Genomic DNA, 16,383 nt, shown 5'->3' with positions numbered 1-16,383 from the left:
TGTGCTGCTCCGTTTGAAATTCGCCATGTCTTCGCTAGTTCCTCGCTCAGTTTTCTATCTCTCGCAAAGTTGCAGGTCGCGTTGGCTTTCTCTCCCAACGGATGAGGCAAAACCCTGACATTTTCCCTCATCAAGACGCAATTTGCGTACACTGACACTTAGTAAAGAATTCTAAAACTTTTCTTCCCGTTGTCCAGAAGGTAACAACAGGTTGACGGTGACGTTACCTTCACGTTACTTAAATGGCTTGAACAGGGAGTTGTTGGGCTGAATCGAGCGAAAGTCTATGGCTGATTTGTCGTCGGCCTGTGATGCGGCCGACATTTTCGTCACATTTTGACAGGGATATGAGCGGCCAATGGCTGGCAAAAAGGGCTAATTGGCCCTTACACGGGTCAATTAGCGTCAGCGGAGAGATTGGTTCTTACTTGTTGGGGCCAGGTTCGTTCCGTCTCCCGGCATGCAAAAAGGGCCCGCGTTTACACGCGGGCCCTTGGCTGAGACGATATTTCGGCTCAAGCTTACTGCTGGGCAGCCTCGCCCTCGCCGGCAGCCTGGTCGTCGGCGGCAGCGTCGGCACCGGCCTCGTCAGCAGCGGTCTGATCGGCGGCAGCGTCGTCGGCAGCCTGGTCAGCGGCGGCCTGATCGCCCGCGGCATCGTCGGCAGCAGCGTCGGCGCCAGCCTCATCGGCAGCGGCCTGGTCGGCGGCAGCCTCGTCGGCAGCAGCGTCAGCGGCGGCGGCATCAGCGGCAGCCTGGTCGTCGGTGGTCGGCTCGGCGGTGGCGTCGGCGTTCGCAGCGTCCTCGGCAGCGGCGGCGTCAGCGGCGGCCTGCTCCTCGTAGGGAGTCAGATCGATGTCGTAGGGCAGACCCTCGGGCATCGGGTTGATCTCGATGGTCGCGTTGTTGCGATACTCCTCGAACCAAGCGGTGAAGTTCTGGGTGTCATCGGACTGCTGCATGTAGGCCAAGTACTCCTGGAACTCGGCCGGCACCTGATCGAGAGAGGTGATACCGCCCTCGGGAACCTCGAAGACGTCGGTCACCTTGATGATGTGGTAGCCGTACTCGCTCTTCACGGGGGCAGCCACAATCTGGTCCTTCTCAAGACCGTTCAGGGCATCCTGGTACTCGGTCACGAACGTGGTCAGCGCGTCCCAACCCACATCGCCGCCGTTAGCAGCGGAGCCGGTGTCGGTGGAGTACTGGGCGGCAGCGTCCTCGAAGGTAATCTCGCCAGCGTTGATCTGGTCGAGCAGCTGCTGGGCGCGGGCGGCCAGAGCCTCGTCCTCTTCGCCCTCCTCGCCCGTCAGCAGAATGTGGCTGGAGCGCTTGGCGCCGTTGAACTGCTCGCTCATGGCCTGAGCCTGGGCCAGCGTGGCGTCGTCACCCTCGGCGTTGCCGCCCTCCTGCTCGGCAACGGCCTCGGCGAGCTTGGTCTGCAGCAGGTTCGGGCGAATGACGTCCTCGATGTAAGACTCCTCCGTCATGTTGGAAGCCTGAAGCGCCTCCTGGAAGGCCTCCTCGGACTCGAACATGGCCTTGGTCTCGTCCATGGCAGCGGTGATGTCGGCATCCTCGACCGCCACACCGTACTCCTGGGCAGCCTGGTCGTAGAGGTTCTGGTTGATGTAGTAGTCGATGACCTCGTCGCGAACGGACTCGGGCGTGTAGCCGTTGGTCACCATCCACTCGCCCCAGGCCTCGTCGGTCTCAAGGGACGTGTTGGTGCGGAAATCGGCGATGTAGTCGGTAATCGTCTGCTCCATGATCTGCTGGCCGTTGACCGTGGCAGCCACAGCGCCACCGGCACCGCCTTCGCCGCCGCCGCAGCCCACCAGGCCAGCGCCGAGAGCGACGCAGAGCGAAACCGCCCCGACGCTCTTCAGAGCAGAGCTCTTGAACGAGGTAAAGTTCATTTATCCTCAACCTTTCATGACGTTGCGTCGGCCCTATTGCCGACGCAGGGCTCATCGAGCGCGTTCCCGCTCCCTCCGCGGGGTTCCCGCCCTTCCTTCATGAGCGCTAACTAAATATTGTAACCTTTTCGTCAGGTTAGGGCGCCATTATTCCAATGCGCGCGCGAAAGGTGAAGCAAATCACCCAGGCCACACACCCCTGCAACAATTTCCGCACATACCTGTAAAGTTTCTGAAAGAATCTTAAAAGACGAGGTAGCGGGCCATTTTATAAACCTGCAGCGTCAACAAAAAAAGCCCGCCATAAGGCGGGCTTGAAAGTTTGGTGGAGCCTAGGGGGATCGAACCCCTGACCTCATGGCTGCCAGCCATGCGCTCTCCCAGCTGAGCTAAGGCCCCGAAAAAGTGCGAGGACTATATTAACACAGTGCTCGCATCGCGCAAGAACTTTTTTAAAAAAAATTTCTACGCGGCTTCGGTGGTGGCGACAATCTGATCGATGATACCGTCCAGCGCGCCTTCCACTTCGTAGGCTTCCACCTTGCCTTCGTCCACCAAACGAGCGAAGGAGGGATCCATGGGCAGGGTGGCCACGGCGGGAATGCCGTACTTCTCGGCCACGGCCGCGCCCTGGGGCTCGCCGAAGATGTGATGCTCCTTGCCGCACTCGTCGCACTTGAAGTAGGCCATGTTCTCCACGAGGCCCACCACCGGCACCTCCAGCGACTTCGCCAGGTTCACAGCCTTGCCCACGATCATGGCCACCAGCTCCTGCGGGGCCGACACGGTGACGATACCGTCCACCGGCAGCGACTGGAACACGGTGAGGAACACATCGGAAGTTCCCGGAGGCATGTCGACGAACATATAGTCCACATCGCCCCAGTTCACTTCCTGCCAGAACTGCTTGATGGCGCCGGTGACCACCGGGCCGCGCCAGGCCACGGGCATATCGCCCTCGGGCAGCATGAGGTTCACGGACATGACCTCGATGCCGCTGGCGGACTTGGCCGGGTTGATGCCGTCGGCGTCGGCCGTCAGGCGCGCATCCACGCCGAAGGACTTCGGGATAGACGGGCCGGTGATGTCGGCGTCTAGGATGGCCACCTTGTGGCCGCGCTTGTTCATCTCGGAGGCAAGCAGGCTGGTCACGAGGGACTTGCCCACGCCGCCCTTGCCGGACACCACGCCGATGACGTGCTTGACGTTGGTGCGCTTGTTGGGCTCAAGAGTGCTGGGGCCCGCCTCGGCGGTACGGTCGCCGCAGCCGGACACGCCGCAGCTGGAGCACTCGTGGCTACATTCTTCTGCCATGATTTCCTTCTTTCTTGTCACTGGTCAGCGGCTTTATGGCCGCTCGAGAATAGTTCGCTGGGCATCATAGCACAACGCAACAGTGCCGCAACCGATAGCTCGGCGCGGCACCGCCTTCCCCTTGCCGCAGCCGACGGCTCGGCACGTCGGCGCCTTCCCGTTGCCGCAAACGACGGAGCGGCACGACACCGCCTTCCCGTTTCAGCAAGAGCATCGCGAGGGCTAGAAATTTTCGGGCATGTCCTTGCCGTCGCCGGAAGCGTAGAAGGTGGCTTCGGCAAACAGGTCGTTCACGGATTTGCCCTCGTGGAAGGGCAAATCGAGGAACTCAGCGATGGTGGGGACGAGCGGGCTTGCGTCAACATAGTGGCCCTTCTCGTTGAACCGGTTGGTGTCCTGGGCGCGCCAGTAGCGGTCGTTCACGTCGGTGAGGTAGTACAGCCCGTCGGCCACTTCCATATAAATGGAGTGGTTCGTGTGCAGGTAAGTGGGCAGCTCGTCGATGGTGATCTCGAGGGCTTCAACGTCCTTCTTCCCCATTTAGGCTCCTTTTCTCCGATCAATGCGGGTTGCGAATGCTTCCATGATAGCGCGTCGGGGCGTCTCGCTCCTCCGTTGTGCCCAAAGCCCCGATATTTGACATACGCGCGACGAAACTGGGCATATTTGGCCGATATGGACACGCGCCCGGGGAAATCGGCCAGAAACGGCCGACATGGACACGCGCCCGGGGAAATCGGCCAGAAACGGCCGACATGGACACGCGCCCGGGGAAATCGGCCAGAAACGGCCGATATGGACACTTCTGTTCCGCGTTTTGGGCCAATCGAGAAATTTGACCTGGGCTTTCTTGGCTCTTGCGAGCCAAGAGGGCTGCTCGGAGTGTCCATATCCCGCATATTTGGCCAAGTTTCTCGCGCCCGGGCTCTTCGCGCTTGGACTCTCCCCGACATGCCGCGCGATGCCGGGCGGCACCGTGCGACGAGGGCGCCCTTGCGTCAGGAGGGGTCGCCTTCGAAAAAGGCAGAGGCGATGCGGGTGGAGGCGGCGGCGTCCTTGGCATAGAAGTCGGCGCTGATTTGGTCGGCGAACTCCTGGGTGATGACGGCGCCGCCCACCATGACGGCCACGCCGGGCAGCTGCTCATGCACGAGCTTGATCGTGCGCTCCATGGCGCCGACCGTGGTGGTCATGAGCGCCGAGAGCCCAATGAGACGCGCGCCACTTTCGCGAGCGGCATCAACGACCGTCTCGGGGGCGACGTCGCGCCCCAGGTCAATGACGGAAAAGCCGTAGTTTTCCAGGAGCATCTTCACGATATTCTTGCCGATGTCGTGGATATCGCCCTGCACCGTCGCCACGATGATGGAGCGCTCGCTTGCACCGAAGTGCGGGCGACCAAGGCCGCCCCCTACGGAGGAAGAGCCTGCTGAAACGGCGCTTCCCTCCGCAGGGGAGGACGTCAGCCCGCCCTCCCGGGAAGCATCCTCGCCTGGAGCCGAGGGACAACTGAGGTCGCACCCTGCCGGAGAGGTCGCGGAAGGCGCAGAGACCGCGGCATTGTGGTCGCGAATGAGGTCGAAGCCCGCTTTCACCGCTTCGGCCGAGGCCATGAGCTGGGGCAAGAAGAACGTTCCGTCGTCGTATTTCTGCCCGACAACATCGAGAATGGGGACGAAGATGTCGTTGATGATGACCAGCCCGTCGTAGGTTGCCAGAAGCGCCTCGGTCGTAGCTGCCACCGGCGCGCCGCGGCCTTCCAGCACATATTCGGCCAGCGCGGCGACCGTCTCTGGGATAGCAGCGAAGGCGTCGCTAATCGGGATGGGGCAAATGCCGGCCGCTACGAGGTCGGCGCCGACCGGGGCGGGAACGGCGGCGTTTCCGCCCATTCGTCCGGGAGCGGCGGCGTTCGCGCCCATGTTTCCACTCGCTCGTCCGGGAGCGGCGGCGTTCGCGCCCATGTTTCCACTCGCTTGTCCGGGAGCGACGGCGTTTCCGCCCATGTAACCGGGAACGACGGCGTTTCCGCCCATTCGTCCGGGAGCGGCGGCGTTCGCGCCCATGTTTCCACTAGCCTGTCCGGGAGCGGCGGCGTTTCCGCCCATGTAACCGGGAACGGCGGCGTTTCCGCCCATTCGTCCGGGAGCGGCGGCGTTCGCGCCCATGTTTCCACTCGCTCGTCCGGGAGCGGCGGCGTTTCCGCCCATGTAACCGGGAACGGCGGCGTTTCCGCCCACGGGAGCGCCGCCAACACAGGCTCCGCTAGCAGCGATCTCGTAGGGGTCCTGGGCATTGGCGTAGTCTTCCAAAAAGGCGCGGCAGCCCGCATCCTGGCCGTTGAGGATGCGGAAGGTGGCAACCGTGTCGCGATACCGGGCATTCAGCGGGTTCAGAATGGGCATATCGAGACCGGCGCCGAAGGCAGCGGCAAGAAACGTGCTGTTCACGAGCGGACGCGCCGGCAGACCGAAGCTCACGTTCGACACGCCGAGCACCGTGCGCACGCCGAGGCGCTCCTTCACCAGCGCGACGGCGCGCAGAATCTCGCGCACCTCGCGCTGATTGGTGGCGGCAGCCATAACGAGACAGTCGATGGCCACGTCTTCGCGGGGAATGCCGTGCGCTTCGGCGGCATCCACGATGCGCTCGGCGATGGCCAGGCGCTCCTCAGCCGTGGGGGGAATGCCGCTCTCGTCCAAGGTAAGGCCGACAACCGTGCAGCCATAGCGCGCCACCACGGGCAGCACGGCGGCAAGATTGTCGGCTTTGCCGTTCACGGAGTTCACCATGGGCCGGCCCGCATAGGCGCGGGCGGCGGCCTCGATGGCTGCGGGGTCGGAAGAATCCAACTGCAAGGGCAGGGGCACCGTGCTCTGCAGCGTGCGCGTGACCTGGGAAAGCAGCGCTGGCTCATCAAGGCCAGGCACGCCGACGTTCACGTCCAGAATATCGGCGCCAGCTCGCTGCTGGGCGGCTGCCTCGGCTACGAGATAGTCCACGTCGCCGGCCTGCAGAGCGGCCTTCAGCTTCTTCTTCCCCGTAGGGTTGATGCGCTCGCCAATGACCGCGATGCGCGCCTCGCCGCTCGGCAATGCCGCCATCTGCTGGGCAGAGGTCACCGTGAAAGCGGGGCGATAGCGCGCATGGGAAGCGCGGAAGGTGCCTGCGCGAAGCTCTTTCGCTTCTTCCGCGGCGGACACCTTTATCCGCCGATCAAGAACGGCACGCAGCGCGGCGATATGGTCGGGAGTGGTGCCGCAGCATCCGCCGACAATTGTGGCACCGGCGTCCAGAACTGCCTCCATGGCCTGGGCAAAGTCCCGAGGACCCACATCGAAGACCGTCTCACCCGCCTCGATACGGGGCAAACCGGCATTGGGCTGGGCCATGACAAGGGCCCGATTGTGGGGCGCCATCTCTCTCACAAGCGGCGCCAGCTCAGTGGGGCCAAGCGAACAGTTGAGGCCCACCGCCGAAGCGCCAAGCGACGAGAGCGTCGTGGCGGCAATGGCCGGCGTCGTGCCAAGGAACGTGCGGCCGTCCTCGCCAAACGTCATCGTGGCGAAGACGGGCAGCGCGGTGGCTTCCGCGGCGGCGAGCACGGCGGCTTTGGCTTCCAACAAATCGGCCATAGTTTCGACAACAATGAGGTCGCAGCCCGCGGCCTCGGCGGCGTGCGCCTGCTCTGCGAAGATGTCGTAGGCCTCTTCGAACGCAAGCGTGCCGAGCGGCTCGAGGAGCGCGCCTGTGGGGCCAACATCGCCCGCAACCAGGCGCGCGCCGGCCGCGCGGGCGTTGGCGGCAGCCGCAGCGTACACCTCGGCCACCGTGGCGCCCGTGCCCGCGAGCTTCAACCGATTCGCACTGAACGTGTTGGTGGTAAGACAGTCGGCGCCCGCTTCCACGTAGCGTCGCTGGATAGCGGTAATCTCGTCGGGGTGGGTGAGATTCAGCAGGTCGGGCACCTCGTGCACCGTATGCAGACCCGCCGCCTGAACGAGCGTGCCCATGCCGCCGTCGAAGAGCAGATAGGCGCGGCCGGCCAGGGCCTCGGCCAGGTGGGCGTCAGTCACCGTGAGCTTACGCGGGGTTGCCATAGCAGGTCCTTCCTTGGGCGCGCAGGGCGCACGTCTCAGCGAGCGGGCACGTTGAGCAGCGCGCGTCGAGGGACGCGCCGCCCTTTCGAACATCATCCGCGGGCGGGGCAGAGGGGCGGCTGAAATCGCCCCCTAAGGGGGAAACCTCGGCAAAGGAGGGAGTCCCAGCGATGACCTCAGGGGAGGCTCCGGCTGCCATGCCGGCAGAGACCCCGGCGACGGCATCCGCGTCCCAGGCTCCTTCCGTAGGGGTGGACGTTAGTCCGCCCTCCCAAGCGGAGCTTGCTTGAGGATAAAGCCCGATGACAGCGGTGATGGATTTAGCAGGAACGAGCAGGTTGGCCGCAGTGGCCCGCATACCCAGAGCGCGATCGGCACCACAGGCGGCGAGAAACGCCGGCTGGCAGCTCAGGGGCAAATCGCCATAGCCGGGACTGAACCGCGGCGTGGCGGCAAGACCGCGCGCTGCAGCCTCTTCGGCAATAAGCGCGTTCAGGGCATCGGCCGCCTGCTCAACGAGCGACGAGGCGCACGCGTCCACCAGCAGACCGTCCGTCGCGCTCAGCGCCTGCTCGCGGCGCAAAAGCATCTCGCTCTGCGCGCCGAGCGTCACCGCCATCAGCGCCACCTCGTCGCAACCTTCCAGATGGCGGGCAATATCTTCGCCAGGCAGTATCTCCCGCGCCACGCGGGCAGGCACGACGCGGTAAACGCCCCGCGGGACGAGCTCCGTCTCGCAAAGAGCCGCGGCCCGGTTCAACCGATCGCGCAAATCGCCCAGCTCCTGCCCGCGATGACCGAGGAACGCCAGGGCCTCTTCCCTCTTGACGTGCGCCTTCAGCTCCATCGAGCCTACCTGAGTCCCGCCGCGGCAATGGCCCCGGCGGCGGCGTGCGCAATGTCGGGCTGGTTCATGGCGTAAACATGCAGGCCGTCCACGCCCTGGCGCCCCAGGTCGACCAGCTGATTGCAGGCATATTCGATGCCCGCCTGGCGCAAAGAGGCCGGGTCGTCCTCGTATTTCGCCAGCAGCTTGATGATGGGCGCGGGAAGCGAGCTGCCGCACAGGAACACCATGCGCTGGATCTGGGACTTTCCCAAAAAGGGCATGATGCCGCAGGTGATGGGCGCCGTCACGCCGACGGCAGCGGCATCGTCGCGGAACCGGTAGAAGTCGTCATTGTTGAAGAATAGCTGGGTAATGAAAAAGTCGGCTCCCGCCTCCTGCTTCGCCTTCAGGTGGCGAAGGTTCTCGCGCGGGTCCAGGCAGTCGATGTGGCCCTCGGGGTACGCCGCTGCGCCCACGCAAAATCCCGCGTCCTTCAACAGCGGGATGAGCTCGCACGCATAGGGGAAATCGGCCGGCTCCTGACCTTCGACAAGATCGCCGCGCAGGGCGAGCACCGTCCTCACGCAGGCGGCGCGCAAATCGCTTATGGCCTGGTTAACGGAATCGCGGGTAGCGCTGACGCAGGTGAAGTGCGCCACGGCGGGGATAGCCGCCTCGTCCTGGATGAGTTCGGCGATGGTCACGGTCTGGCCGCCCGAGCCGTTGCCGCTGCCGCCCGCAGAGCACGTGACGGAGATGAAATCCGGCGAAGCAGCCCGCAACCCTTCCACAACCTCTCGGGCCGCATCCAATGTGAGCTGGCCTTTCGGCGGAAACATCTCCACCGAGAAGGGCGTGCGCTTTTCCCGGCGCTGCTCCTCGAACACCTGCGCTGCCGACTTTAGAACCATCTGCCGCATCCTCTCGTTGCTTTCTCTCGCGCGCTCTTGCACTATCGCTTAGTGCCTTTTCGCGAGCCCTCGCGTCGTTTCGCGCTGCTCGCTTTCGCGCGCTCCCACGTTATTTCGCGCTATTTTGCACTGCTCGCTGCTCGCTTTCGCGCACTCCCACGCTATTTTGCGCTGCTCGCTGCTCGCTTTCGCGTTATCTCGCGCTATCTTTCCCCACTTGCTCTCGCGCCATCTTTCGCTGCTTGTTCCCACGCGTCCCCGCGTCGTTTCGCGCTGCGCGCTCCCGCGCTTCTCACCCTATTATAGAAAGCAGTCCGCCCTTTCCCACGCCGCCCCGGCTCTTCGGGCGAAGTTTTTCCCTGAGATTTTGCAAGAAAGTACGATTGTTTGCACTTTCCGCACCCCGGAAAGCAAATGGCACTGAACGCGAAGCCGCTGAACGGACATTTTGCTAAGCCCCTCCTGTTTATTCCGTTCCTTTCCCCTTTTCAATGTCTAACAAATGCGCTTTTTCGTCAAAATGAGCGGGGAAACTTGCCCCCAACCGAAGGAGCGCCCATGACGCGCATCGGCATCATCTCGGATACGCACGGATCACTGGATCCTCGAGCCTACGCGGCGCTCGCGGATTGCGACCACATCATCCACGCCGGCGACATTTGTGGCCCGGCTATTCTGCGCGAGCTGGAAACGCTGGCGCCGGTCACGGCGGTGCTCGGCAACAACGACTTCGACGAGTACGGCAGCGCCGTGAGCCATTTCGCGCACCCCGTCATCGACGGCGTTCGCTTCCTCGTGGGCCACAAGCCCGGCGACGTGCGCATAAGCTTCTCGGGCTCGGCCGCCCTGGCCCCGGGCGACCCCATCCCCGACGTCATCGTGCACGGTCACACCCACGTGCCTGAGCTGAAGACCGGCCCTGACGCGCGGCCCGCGAGCGTCTACCTGTGCCCGGGCGCGGTGTTTCGCCCCCGCAGCGACTTCGGCCGCACTATCGCGAAAATGGACGTGGAAGACGGCCGCATCCTGCACACCACCATCGAGAACCTCGACGGCAAGGTGCTGCTGGAGGCGTAGGGAAACGCACTCGACAAACCCTGTTGGTGCGCAAATCGCCCTGTTCGGGAAGCTCGCTTTCTTTTTGTGGCCCGAAATGCCCTCGAGTGAACTCTTCCGCAGGGCATATTGGGGCAAAAATACGCAACAACGGGAGCAAATCAGCCAGATTTCCGCCTAGAGAGGTGGAATTTAGGGTTTTGAGCAAGTGGGAGGGTTCACTCGAGGGTGTTTGGGGCCAATTTTTCCCAACAACCCAGGGACGTCGCGTCCGACCGCCCTCGCAGCAACAGTTGTCCCCGGCGTGTGACGGCCACCAAGCCCCAAGCGTTCGGCGATTGCCGGGCGCTCAAGCGCCCGGCAGCTGCCAGGACCCAACATCCGGCGGCCGCCAGGCCACCGACCGCTAAACCCTAGTCCCCGAGCGCGGTTCGTTACACTCCCAAGCCCAGGGTGAGATGTGTCATGTAGAAGACGAAGCGCATGATGAAAACGCCGGCTAGGGCCAGCAACGCAGCCGTGGAGTACCCAGCAACGACACGGCGGCCAGCGCGACGAGAAAAGCAGACGGCGACTTTATCGGTGGCTTCGACGGTGGCCTTGGTGCCGACTTCGGCGGTGGCCTTGGCGGTGGCCGGGGCGCTAGTCCCGATGTCGGCCGGGGCGGCCGATGCGGGACCGGCAGCGCCCATCTGGCCCGCTCCCTCCTTCCCGCCTGCGGCGTGGCGGCCCGTGCGCCAGGCGACGGCGACTCCCGCAAAGACCAGCACGGCGAAGGCAGCCACCCACGCGAGGTAAGACGGTACGAGCCGAGTCACCGACGCAAGCTCGTTGGCGAGGGGCGCCAGGTCTCCACCGAGGACGACGTACACCGCCGCATTCGCCACCGCCGCCACAGCAGATAGCGCCACGAGCAGCCGCCACGGCGCAGCCCACCGGGCCGCCGCGAAGCCGACAAGCGCAATGAGCGGTCCTCCCACCAGCGCGTTCAGCACCAGCGCCACGGGCACGAGCGGCAGGCTCCAGGTGATGATGGTGTCCACATCGTAGGCATAGGCCACAGCTGCCACGAAGGCGACGATGGCCACGTCAATGGCGCCAAGCAGCGCCCGCTGCAGCCAACGGCGCGGCTCTTCGGCAAAGGAGTACAGCCAGAATATGCCGGCCAGAGCCAGAAACGCCACCGCGCAGCACACCTCGGTGGAAAGCGGGCTGCGCCCCGCGCCCGTGAACACGTACAGGGCGTTCGCGGGATTTCCCAGGTGTGTGGCAGAGGCAATGAGGCCCGCCATGGCGATGAGCAGCGGCAGGCAGGTGAGTCGGTTCAGACGCCGGGCGTCCTCCCCCGTCGCGCGGCCCGTAAGCACCGGCAGCCCCATGATAAGGTAGGCCGCGGCTCCCGAGGGCGCGAGCGTGGTAAACAGCACCAGGGTAATCTCGCCGAAGGCGGTGGCGAAGCCGGTCATGATACGCGCCTAGCGGTAGAAGCGCGGCAGCGTCACCGTGAGGCCGCGAGCCTGCTGAAGGCCGGCGAGCGTGGCCCGGGTGAGGCGGGCGAGACCCTGGTAGAACGGGTGCTCGGCGGCCGCTTCCAGCTCATCTAAATAGTGGGGAGCCCAGGTAAGCAGGTGATCGCGCAGAAACTCGTCCAGAAGCTCGGGACGCTCGGCGGCGATGAAGGCCAGAAGCGCCAGCATGAGGCCGATGTGGTCCTCGGGCGTGCGCTCGTCGCTTAAGCGCTCGATGCCGCGAGAGCGCATCCACGCCCGCAGCGCCAAGGTGGCCTCGCCGAAAACGACGCACTCGCGGTCGGTGTACACCGAGCCCCAGGGCGGCGCGTCCAAGTGTCCGGGGCCCACGAACAGGCGCCGGTACTCCCACACCAGATCGTCGTGGTCGGCGCCGGCCGCCAGACCCTCCACCATGGCGCCCAGATCGCGGGCCGCCTCGTCGGCGTCCACGAAGGGCCATTCCTCGGCGGCCGCGGCCGCATCCAGCTCGGCCAGGGCAGCGAATGCGTCGGCCGCCTCCCCCGTGCGCGGGTCGTTCATGAAGAAGGGCGCCAGAGCCGATGCCGCGAAGGCCGCAGCCTCCAGCGTCTCGAGCGCATCGGCAGCCGCAGGGGCGGCGCAGGTCTGGGTCTCAGTCATAAGCAGGCTCCTAGACAATCTCTCTCGGGTTCAGCACGCAGCCGTGCTCCCGCACGGCCTGAAGGTCGGACGCCGCCGGCGGCAGCGTAATGGCCAGGTTCGGGGCGGTGGCCGAGGCGGGCGGCAGCGGGGGCAGGTCGGACTCGTCGCCATAGCGTTCGCGCAGCTCGTCGGCGGGAAGGAAGTCCAGCGCGCGACGGGGACAGGCTTCCACGCACACGGGCACGAGGCCTTCGGCTACGCGGCGAGTGCAGCCGTCGCATTTGGCTGAGTGCCCGGCAGCGCGGTCCACCTTCGGGGCGCGGTAGGGGCACGAAAGGGCGCAGTACCCGCAGCCGATGCAGCGGTCGACGTCCACCGAAACGAGCCCGCGCTCGTCTTTGTGCATGGCGCCAGTGGGGCACACCCGCACGCAGACCGGGTTGCCACAGTGGTTGCAGGCCACGGACAGGTAGTAGGCAAAGGCGCCTCCGACGAGCAGCCCGTCAGCGCCGCGGCTCCACGCGCCGCCGCCGTACTCGTACACTTGGCGAAAGGCGATGTCGGGCGAAAGGTCGTGGAGGTCTGTGCAGGCCAAAGCGCAGGTCTTGCACCCCGTGCACCGCCGCGCATCAACATGGAACCCGTACTGCACCGCCGTCCCCTTCCGCTCCCTCTAAAACCCCTAAAACCGTCGCTGCCATTCTACCGCACCCCGGTGCGCCCAAGGAAGCCAGCGAGGCTCCGACAGGTGCCTGGATCTGTGCTGAACCGCGGCCGAGCGTACTTCGTACGTGAGGGTAAGCGGTGAGGCGCAGAGGCAGGTGCCTGTCGGAGCCGCAGCGTCGGCCCTTTCGATCGTCCGCCAGGACGATCGAAACTTAGAGAATCTCGCGCTCGTTCAGCAGCTCGCCGGCCGGCGCCGCGGCGGCCTGGGCCGGGGCGGTGATGACCAGGTTCGGGCTCGTCTCGCCGGAATCGGGCAGCGGGGCCAGGTCGGCCACGTCGCCGTAGGTCGCGCGCAACTCGTCGATGTCGCCGAAGTCCAGGGCGCGCAGGGGACAGGCCTCCACGCAGACCGGCTTCTGCCCGGCCTCCACGCGGTCGGCGCACATGTTGCACTTCACCGACTTCATCTGCTCCATGTCGACCTTCGGGGCGCCGTAGGGGCAGGTAGTCGCGCAGGTACCGCAGCCGATGCACTTCTCGGGGTCGCTGCGCACCTCGCCGGTGTCGGCGTCCTTCTCGATGGCACCCTGGGGGCACTGGGCCATGCACATCGGCATGTCGCAGTGGTTGCAGGCAATGGACACGTTGTAGGCGAACGTGTTGGTGCCCCAGCAGCCGTCGGCGCCCTTCTCCCAGGTGCCGCCGCCATACTCTAGCACGTTGCGGAAGTTGATGTTCTCGGCCAGGTCATTCTTGTCCTTGCAGGCCATCACGCAGGTCTTGCAGCCGGTGCAGCGCTGGCCGTTGAAATAGAATCCGTAGGTCATGGTATGCTCCTCCGTTCAAGTGCCGTGCTAGGCACGGGCCACTTCGACGAGATTGGTGTGGGACGGGTTCGCCTTAGCATAGGGCGAAGGCTTGTAGGCCGTCAGCGTGTTGATGCACGCCCCCTTGTCCACCTTGTCGCCGGCCATGTCGGCGTCGTGCCAGGCGCCCTGGCCCATGGCGACGGTGCCGGGGATGATGCGCGGCGTCACCTTCACCACAATTTCCACGGTGCCGCGGTCGTTGAACACGTGCACGGTGTCGCCGTCGGCAAGGCCGCGCTCCTCGGCGTCGAGCGGGTTCATCCACAGCTCCTGGGGGTTGGCGGCCTTCAGTACCTCGATATTGCCGTAGGAGCTGTGGCAGCGGCCCTTGTAGTGGAAGCCGGTCATCTGGAGCGGGTACTTCTCGGACAGCGGGTCGGCGTAGCCCTCGGACTCGGGGCAGTACACCGGCAGCGGGCTGATGAACTCGTCGTCGGCGAGCTCCCAGTCGGCCGTGGCCTCCTCAAGCGCGGCCGAGTAGATCTCGATCTTGCCCGAGGGGGTGTCCAGCGGATTGGCCACCGGATCGTCGCGGAAGTCCTTGAAGGCCACGTGCTCGCCTTCGGGGCACAGCTTGCGGTAGACGCCCTGCTCGAGCATGGCCTCAAAGGTTGGCTGGTCGGGGTCGCCCTCGCGGCCCTGCTCGTAGAGGCGCTTAAGCCAGCCCATCTCATCCAGGCCCTCGGTGAACTCGTCGCGCTGGCCCAGCTTATCGGCGATGTCGGCCAGGACGGAGTACAGCGTGCGGCGCTCGAACTTCGGCGAGGTGATGGCCGTGCCGGCGATGGTGTAGGCCATGTTGCCCGCGTACTCGCTCTGCACGATGTTGGGCTGCTCCACGGCCATGAGGTCGGGCAGCAGGATGTCGGCGTACTTCGCGGAGTCGGTGAGGAAGGTGTCCCACACTACGATGAACTCGCACTTGCTCTCGTCGGCCAGGATGTCGTGGGTGCGGTTGATGTCGTGGTGCTGGTTGGTCAGGCAGTTGCCGCCGTAGTTGAAAATGAACTTCACGGGCACCGCCAGAGCGTCGCGGCCGCGCACGCCGTCGCGGGTGGCGGTCATGGCCGTGCCGCGGTCAACCGCGTCGATCCAGGTGAACACGCCGATGGAGGTTTCCACGCCGTTGTCGGGCATGGGGATGCCGTAGTCGGCCGGCATGTAGTAGCTGTCCAGGTCGGAGCCGGTGTTGCCACCATTGATGCCCACGTTGCCGGTCAGGATGGCCAGCATGCAGATGGCGCGGGCCGTCTGCTCGCCGTTGCCGCGGCGCTGCGGGCCCTTGCCCTGGTAGATGGCGCAGGGCTTCGTCGTGGCGATTTCGCGGGCCAGCGCGGCGATGGTCTCGGCCGGCACGAGCGTGATGGCGCTCGCCCACTCCGGGGTCTTCGGCGTCTGGTCGGCGCCCTTGCCGGTGATGTAGTCGACGTAGGACTTGCCCTGGCCGCGCAGCTGCTCGGGCATGGTGGCGTCGTCGTAGCCGACGCAGTAGGTGGAGAGGAACTCCGCGTCCACCAGGCCCTCGGTGATCATCACGTAGGCGCAGGCGTCCACGAGCGCCGCGTCGGTGCCAGGGCGAATGGGAATCCACTGGTCGGCATGGACCGCGGCGGTGTCGGTGTAGCGCGGATCGACGACGATGACCTTCGCGCCCGACTTCTCCAGGCCCATCATGTAGTGGTAGGTGGGGCCGCCGCCGGACATCTTCGTCTCGCAGCTGTTGTCGCCGAACAGCACCACGAGCTTGGAGTTGGCCACATCCGAGGTGCCGTTGGCCTCGCGACCGCCGTACAGCCACGGCAGGGCCTGGCCGATCTGGGCGGACGAGTAGGAGCCGTAGGTCTTCAGGAAGCCGCCGTTGATGCAGGCCAGGCGCTTCACGAAGTTGCGGATGTTGCTGTCCTGCACGCCGGTGGCGTACTGCACGAGCACCGCCTCGGGGCCGTACTCGTCGAGCACCTTCTTGTAGGCCGTGGCGATGGCGTCGATAGCCTCGTCCCAGGAAATCTCCTCGAACTTGCCCTCGCCGCGCTTGCCCACGCGCTTGAGCGGCACGGTGAGGCGATCGGGATGATTGATCCAACGGCGGATGGAGCGGCCGCGCTGGCAGGCGCGCAGCTGGTGGTTGCCGTACTCGTCGTCGCCGGTGTTGTCGGTTTCCACCCAGGCGACCTCATCGTCCACCACGTGGAAGCGCAGGGCGCAGCGGCACTCACAGTTCACGGCGCAGTGGCCCCACACGACCTTCTCCTCGGGCGCATCGCCGGTGGCGGCCAAATCGGCGCCGCCCTCGGTCGCCGGCGCGCAGCCGAACAACGTGGCGGAGCCCGCGGCGGCCCCCAGGCCGGCGAGCGCCGTACCCTTCACGAACGTGCGACGAGACACCGATGTCTTCTCGTGAGTCGTCATGGTCCCTCCCTTTCCTTGTGCAAATTTCTTCTCTCGTGCGGGCCGCGCCGTCGGGCGGTCCGCGATTCCCGGCGGCGGCTCCTCACCGCTGCCGATAGCTGGAATTATGGGACGCGGCGCGCCGAGGCCGTATCACACACTCCGTGTGATTTTCACATTTCCCCAGTTCAGACCTATC

General features: G+C 65.2%; 12 protein-coding genes and 1 tRNA gene. 1 reads left to right on the top strand and 12 read right to left on the bottom strand.

Annotation, left to right across the window (positions count from 1 at the left end; all coding sequences use genetic code 11):
• Window positions 1-521: 521 nt before the first annotated feature.
• From VJ923_RS07590 to VJ923_RS07560, 7 genes are all read right to left on the bottom strand, one after another.
• The gene (locus VJ923_RS07590) at window positions 522-1,919 is read right to left on the bottom strand and encodes a peptidylprolyl isomerase (protein ID WP_326440182.1); all 1,398 of its coding nucleotides are present in this window, start codon (window positions 1,917-1,919) and stop codon (window positions 522-524) included.
• Window positions 1,920-2,242: 323 nt separating this feature from the next.
• Window positions 2,243-2,318, bottom strand: a tRNA-Ala gene (locus tag VJ923_RS07585).
• 66 nt (window positions 2,319-2,384) lie between these two features.
• On the bottom strand, window positions 2,385-3,233 hold the full coding sequence (locus VJ923_RS07580; protein WP_326440180.1) for an Mrp/NBP35 family ATP-binding protein: 849 nt from the start codon (window positions 3,231-3,233) through the stop codon (window positions 2,385-2,387).
• Window positions 3,234-3,455: 222 nt separating this feature from the next.
• Complete coding sequence (locus tag VJ923_RS07575; protein ID WP_326440178.1) at window positions 3,456-3,773, bottom strand: CDP-alcohol phosphatidyltransferase; 318 nt, start codon at window positions 3,771-3,773, stop codon at window positions 3,456-3,458.
• A gap of 458 nt (window positions 3,774-4,231) precedes the next feature.
• On the bottom strand, window positions 4,232-7,333 hold the full coding sequence (locus tag VJ923_RS07570) for a homocysteine S-methyltransferase family protein (protein ID WP_326440176.1): 3,102 nt from the start codon (window positions 7,331-7,333) through the stop codon (window positions 4,232-4,234).
• On the bottom strand, window positions 7,317-8,180 hold the full coding sequence (locus tag VJ923_RS07565) for a hypothetical protein (RefSeq protein ID WP_326440173.1): 864 nt from the start codon (window positions 8,178-8,180) through the stop codon (window positions 7,317-7,319). The genes VJ923_RS07570 and VJ923_RS07565 overlap by 17 nt, the downstream gene beginning before the upstream one ends.
• Before the next feature lie 5 nt (window positions 8,181-8,185).
• Window positions 8,186-9,073 (bottom strand): methylenetetrahydrofolate reductase, encoded by an 888-nt coding sequence (locus VJ923_RS07560; protein WP_326440171.1) that lies wholly within the window; start codon window positions 9,071-9,073, stop codon window positions 8,186-8,188.
• 558 nt (window positions 9,074-9,631) lie between these two features.
• Here VJ923_RS07560 and VJ923_RS07555 point away from each other — a divergent pair.
• Window positions 9,632-10,150 (top strand): metallophosphoesterase family protein, encoded by a 519-nt coding sequence (locus VJ923_RS07555; RefSeq protein WP_326440169.1) that lies wholly within the window; start codon window positions 9,632-9,634, stop codon window positions 10,148-10,150.
• 413 nt (window positions 10,151-10,563) lie between these two features.
• Here the strand turns inward: VJ923_RS07555 and VJ923_RS07550 are convergent, their stop codons facing one another.
• The 5 genes from VJ923_RS07550 to VJ923_RS07530 all read right to left on the bottom strand — a co-directional run bounded on the left by VJ923_RS07550 (window position 10,564) and on the right by VJ923_RS07530 (window position 16,205).
• Complete coding sequence (locus VJ923_RS07550; RefSeq protein ID WP_326440167.1) at window positions 10,564-11,595, bottom strand: dimethyl sulfoxide reductase anchor subunit family protein; 1,032 nt, start codon at window positions 11,593-11,595, stop codon at window positions 10,564-10,566.
• Window positions 11,596-11,604: 9 nt separating this feature from the next.
• Window positions 11,605-12,279, bottom strand: a complete 675-nt coding sequence (dmsD, locus tag VJ923_RS07545; protein WP_326440165.1) for a Tat proofreading chaperone DmsD — start codon at window positions 12,277-12,279, stop codon at window positions 11,605-11,607.
• A gap of 10 nt (window positions 12,280-12,289) precedes the next feature.
• Window positions 12,290-12,913, bottom strand: coding sequence for a DMSO/selenate family reductase complex B subunit (locus VJ923_RS07540; protein ID WP_326440163.1), 624 nt, complete (start codon window positions 12,911-12,913; stop codon window positions 12,290-12,292).
• A 226-nt stretch (window positions 12,914-13,139) separates the two neighbouring features.
• Complete coding sequence (locus VJ923_RS07535) at window positions 13,140-13,754, bottom strand: 4Fe-4S dicluster domain-containing protein (protein WP_326440161.1); 615 nt, start codon at window positions 13,752-13,754, stop codon at window positions 13,140-13,142.
• A gap of 27 nt (window positions 13,755-13,781) precedes the next feature.
• Entirely contained in the window at window positions 13,782-16,205 is a 2,424-nt protein-coding gene (locus VJ923_RS07530) for a DMSO/selenate family reductase complex A subunit (RefSeq protein WP_326440159.1), read from the bottom strand.
• Window positions 16,206-16,383: the final 178 nt, after the last annotated feature.

The sequence above is a fragment of the Adlercreutzia shanghongiae genome (assembly GCF_035830635.1).
GTDB classification, from domain to species: Bacteria; Actinomycetota; Coriobacteriia; order Coriobacteriales; family Eggerthellaceae; genus Adlercreutzia; species Adlercreutzia shanghongiae.
This window is presented reverse-complemented; position numbering and strand designations above follow the sequence as displayed.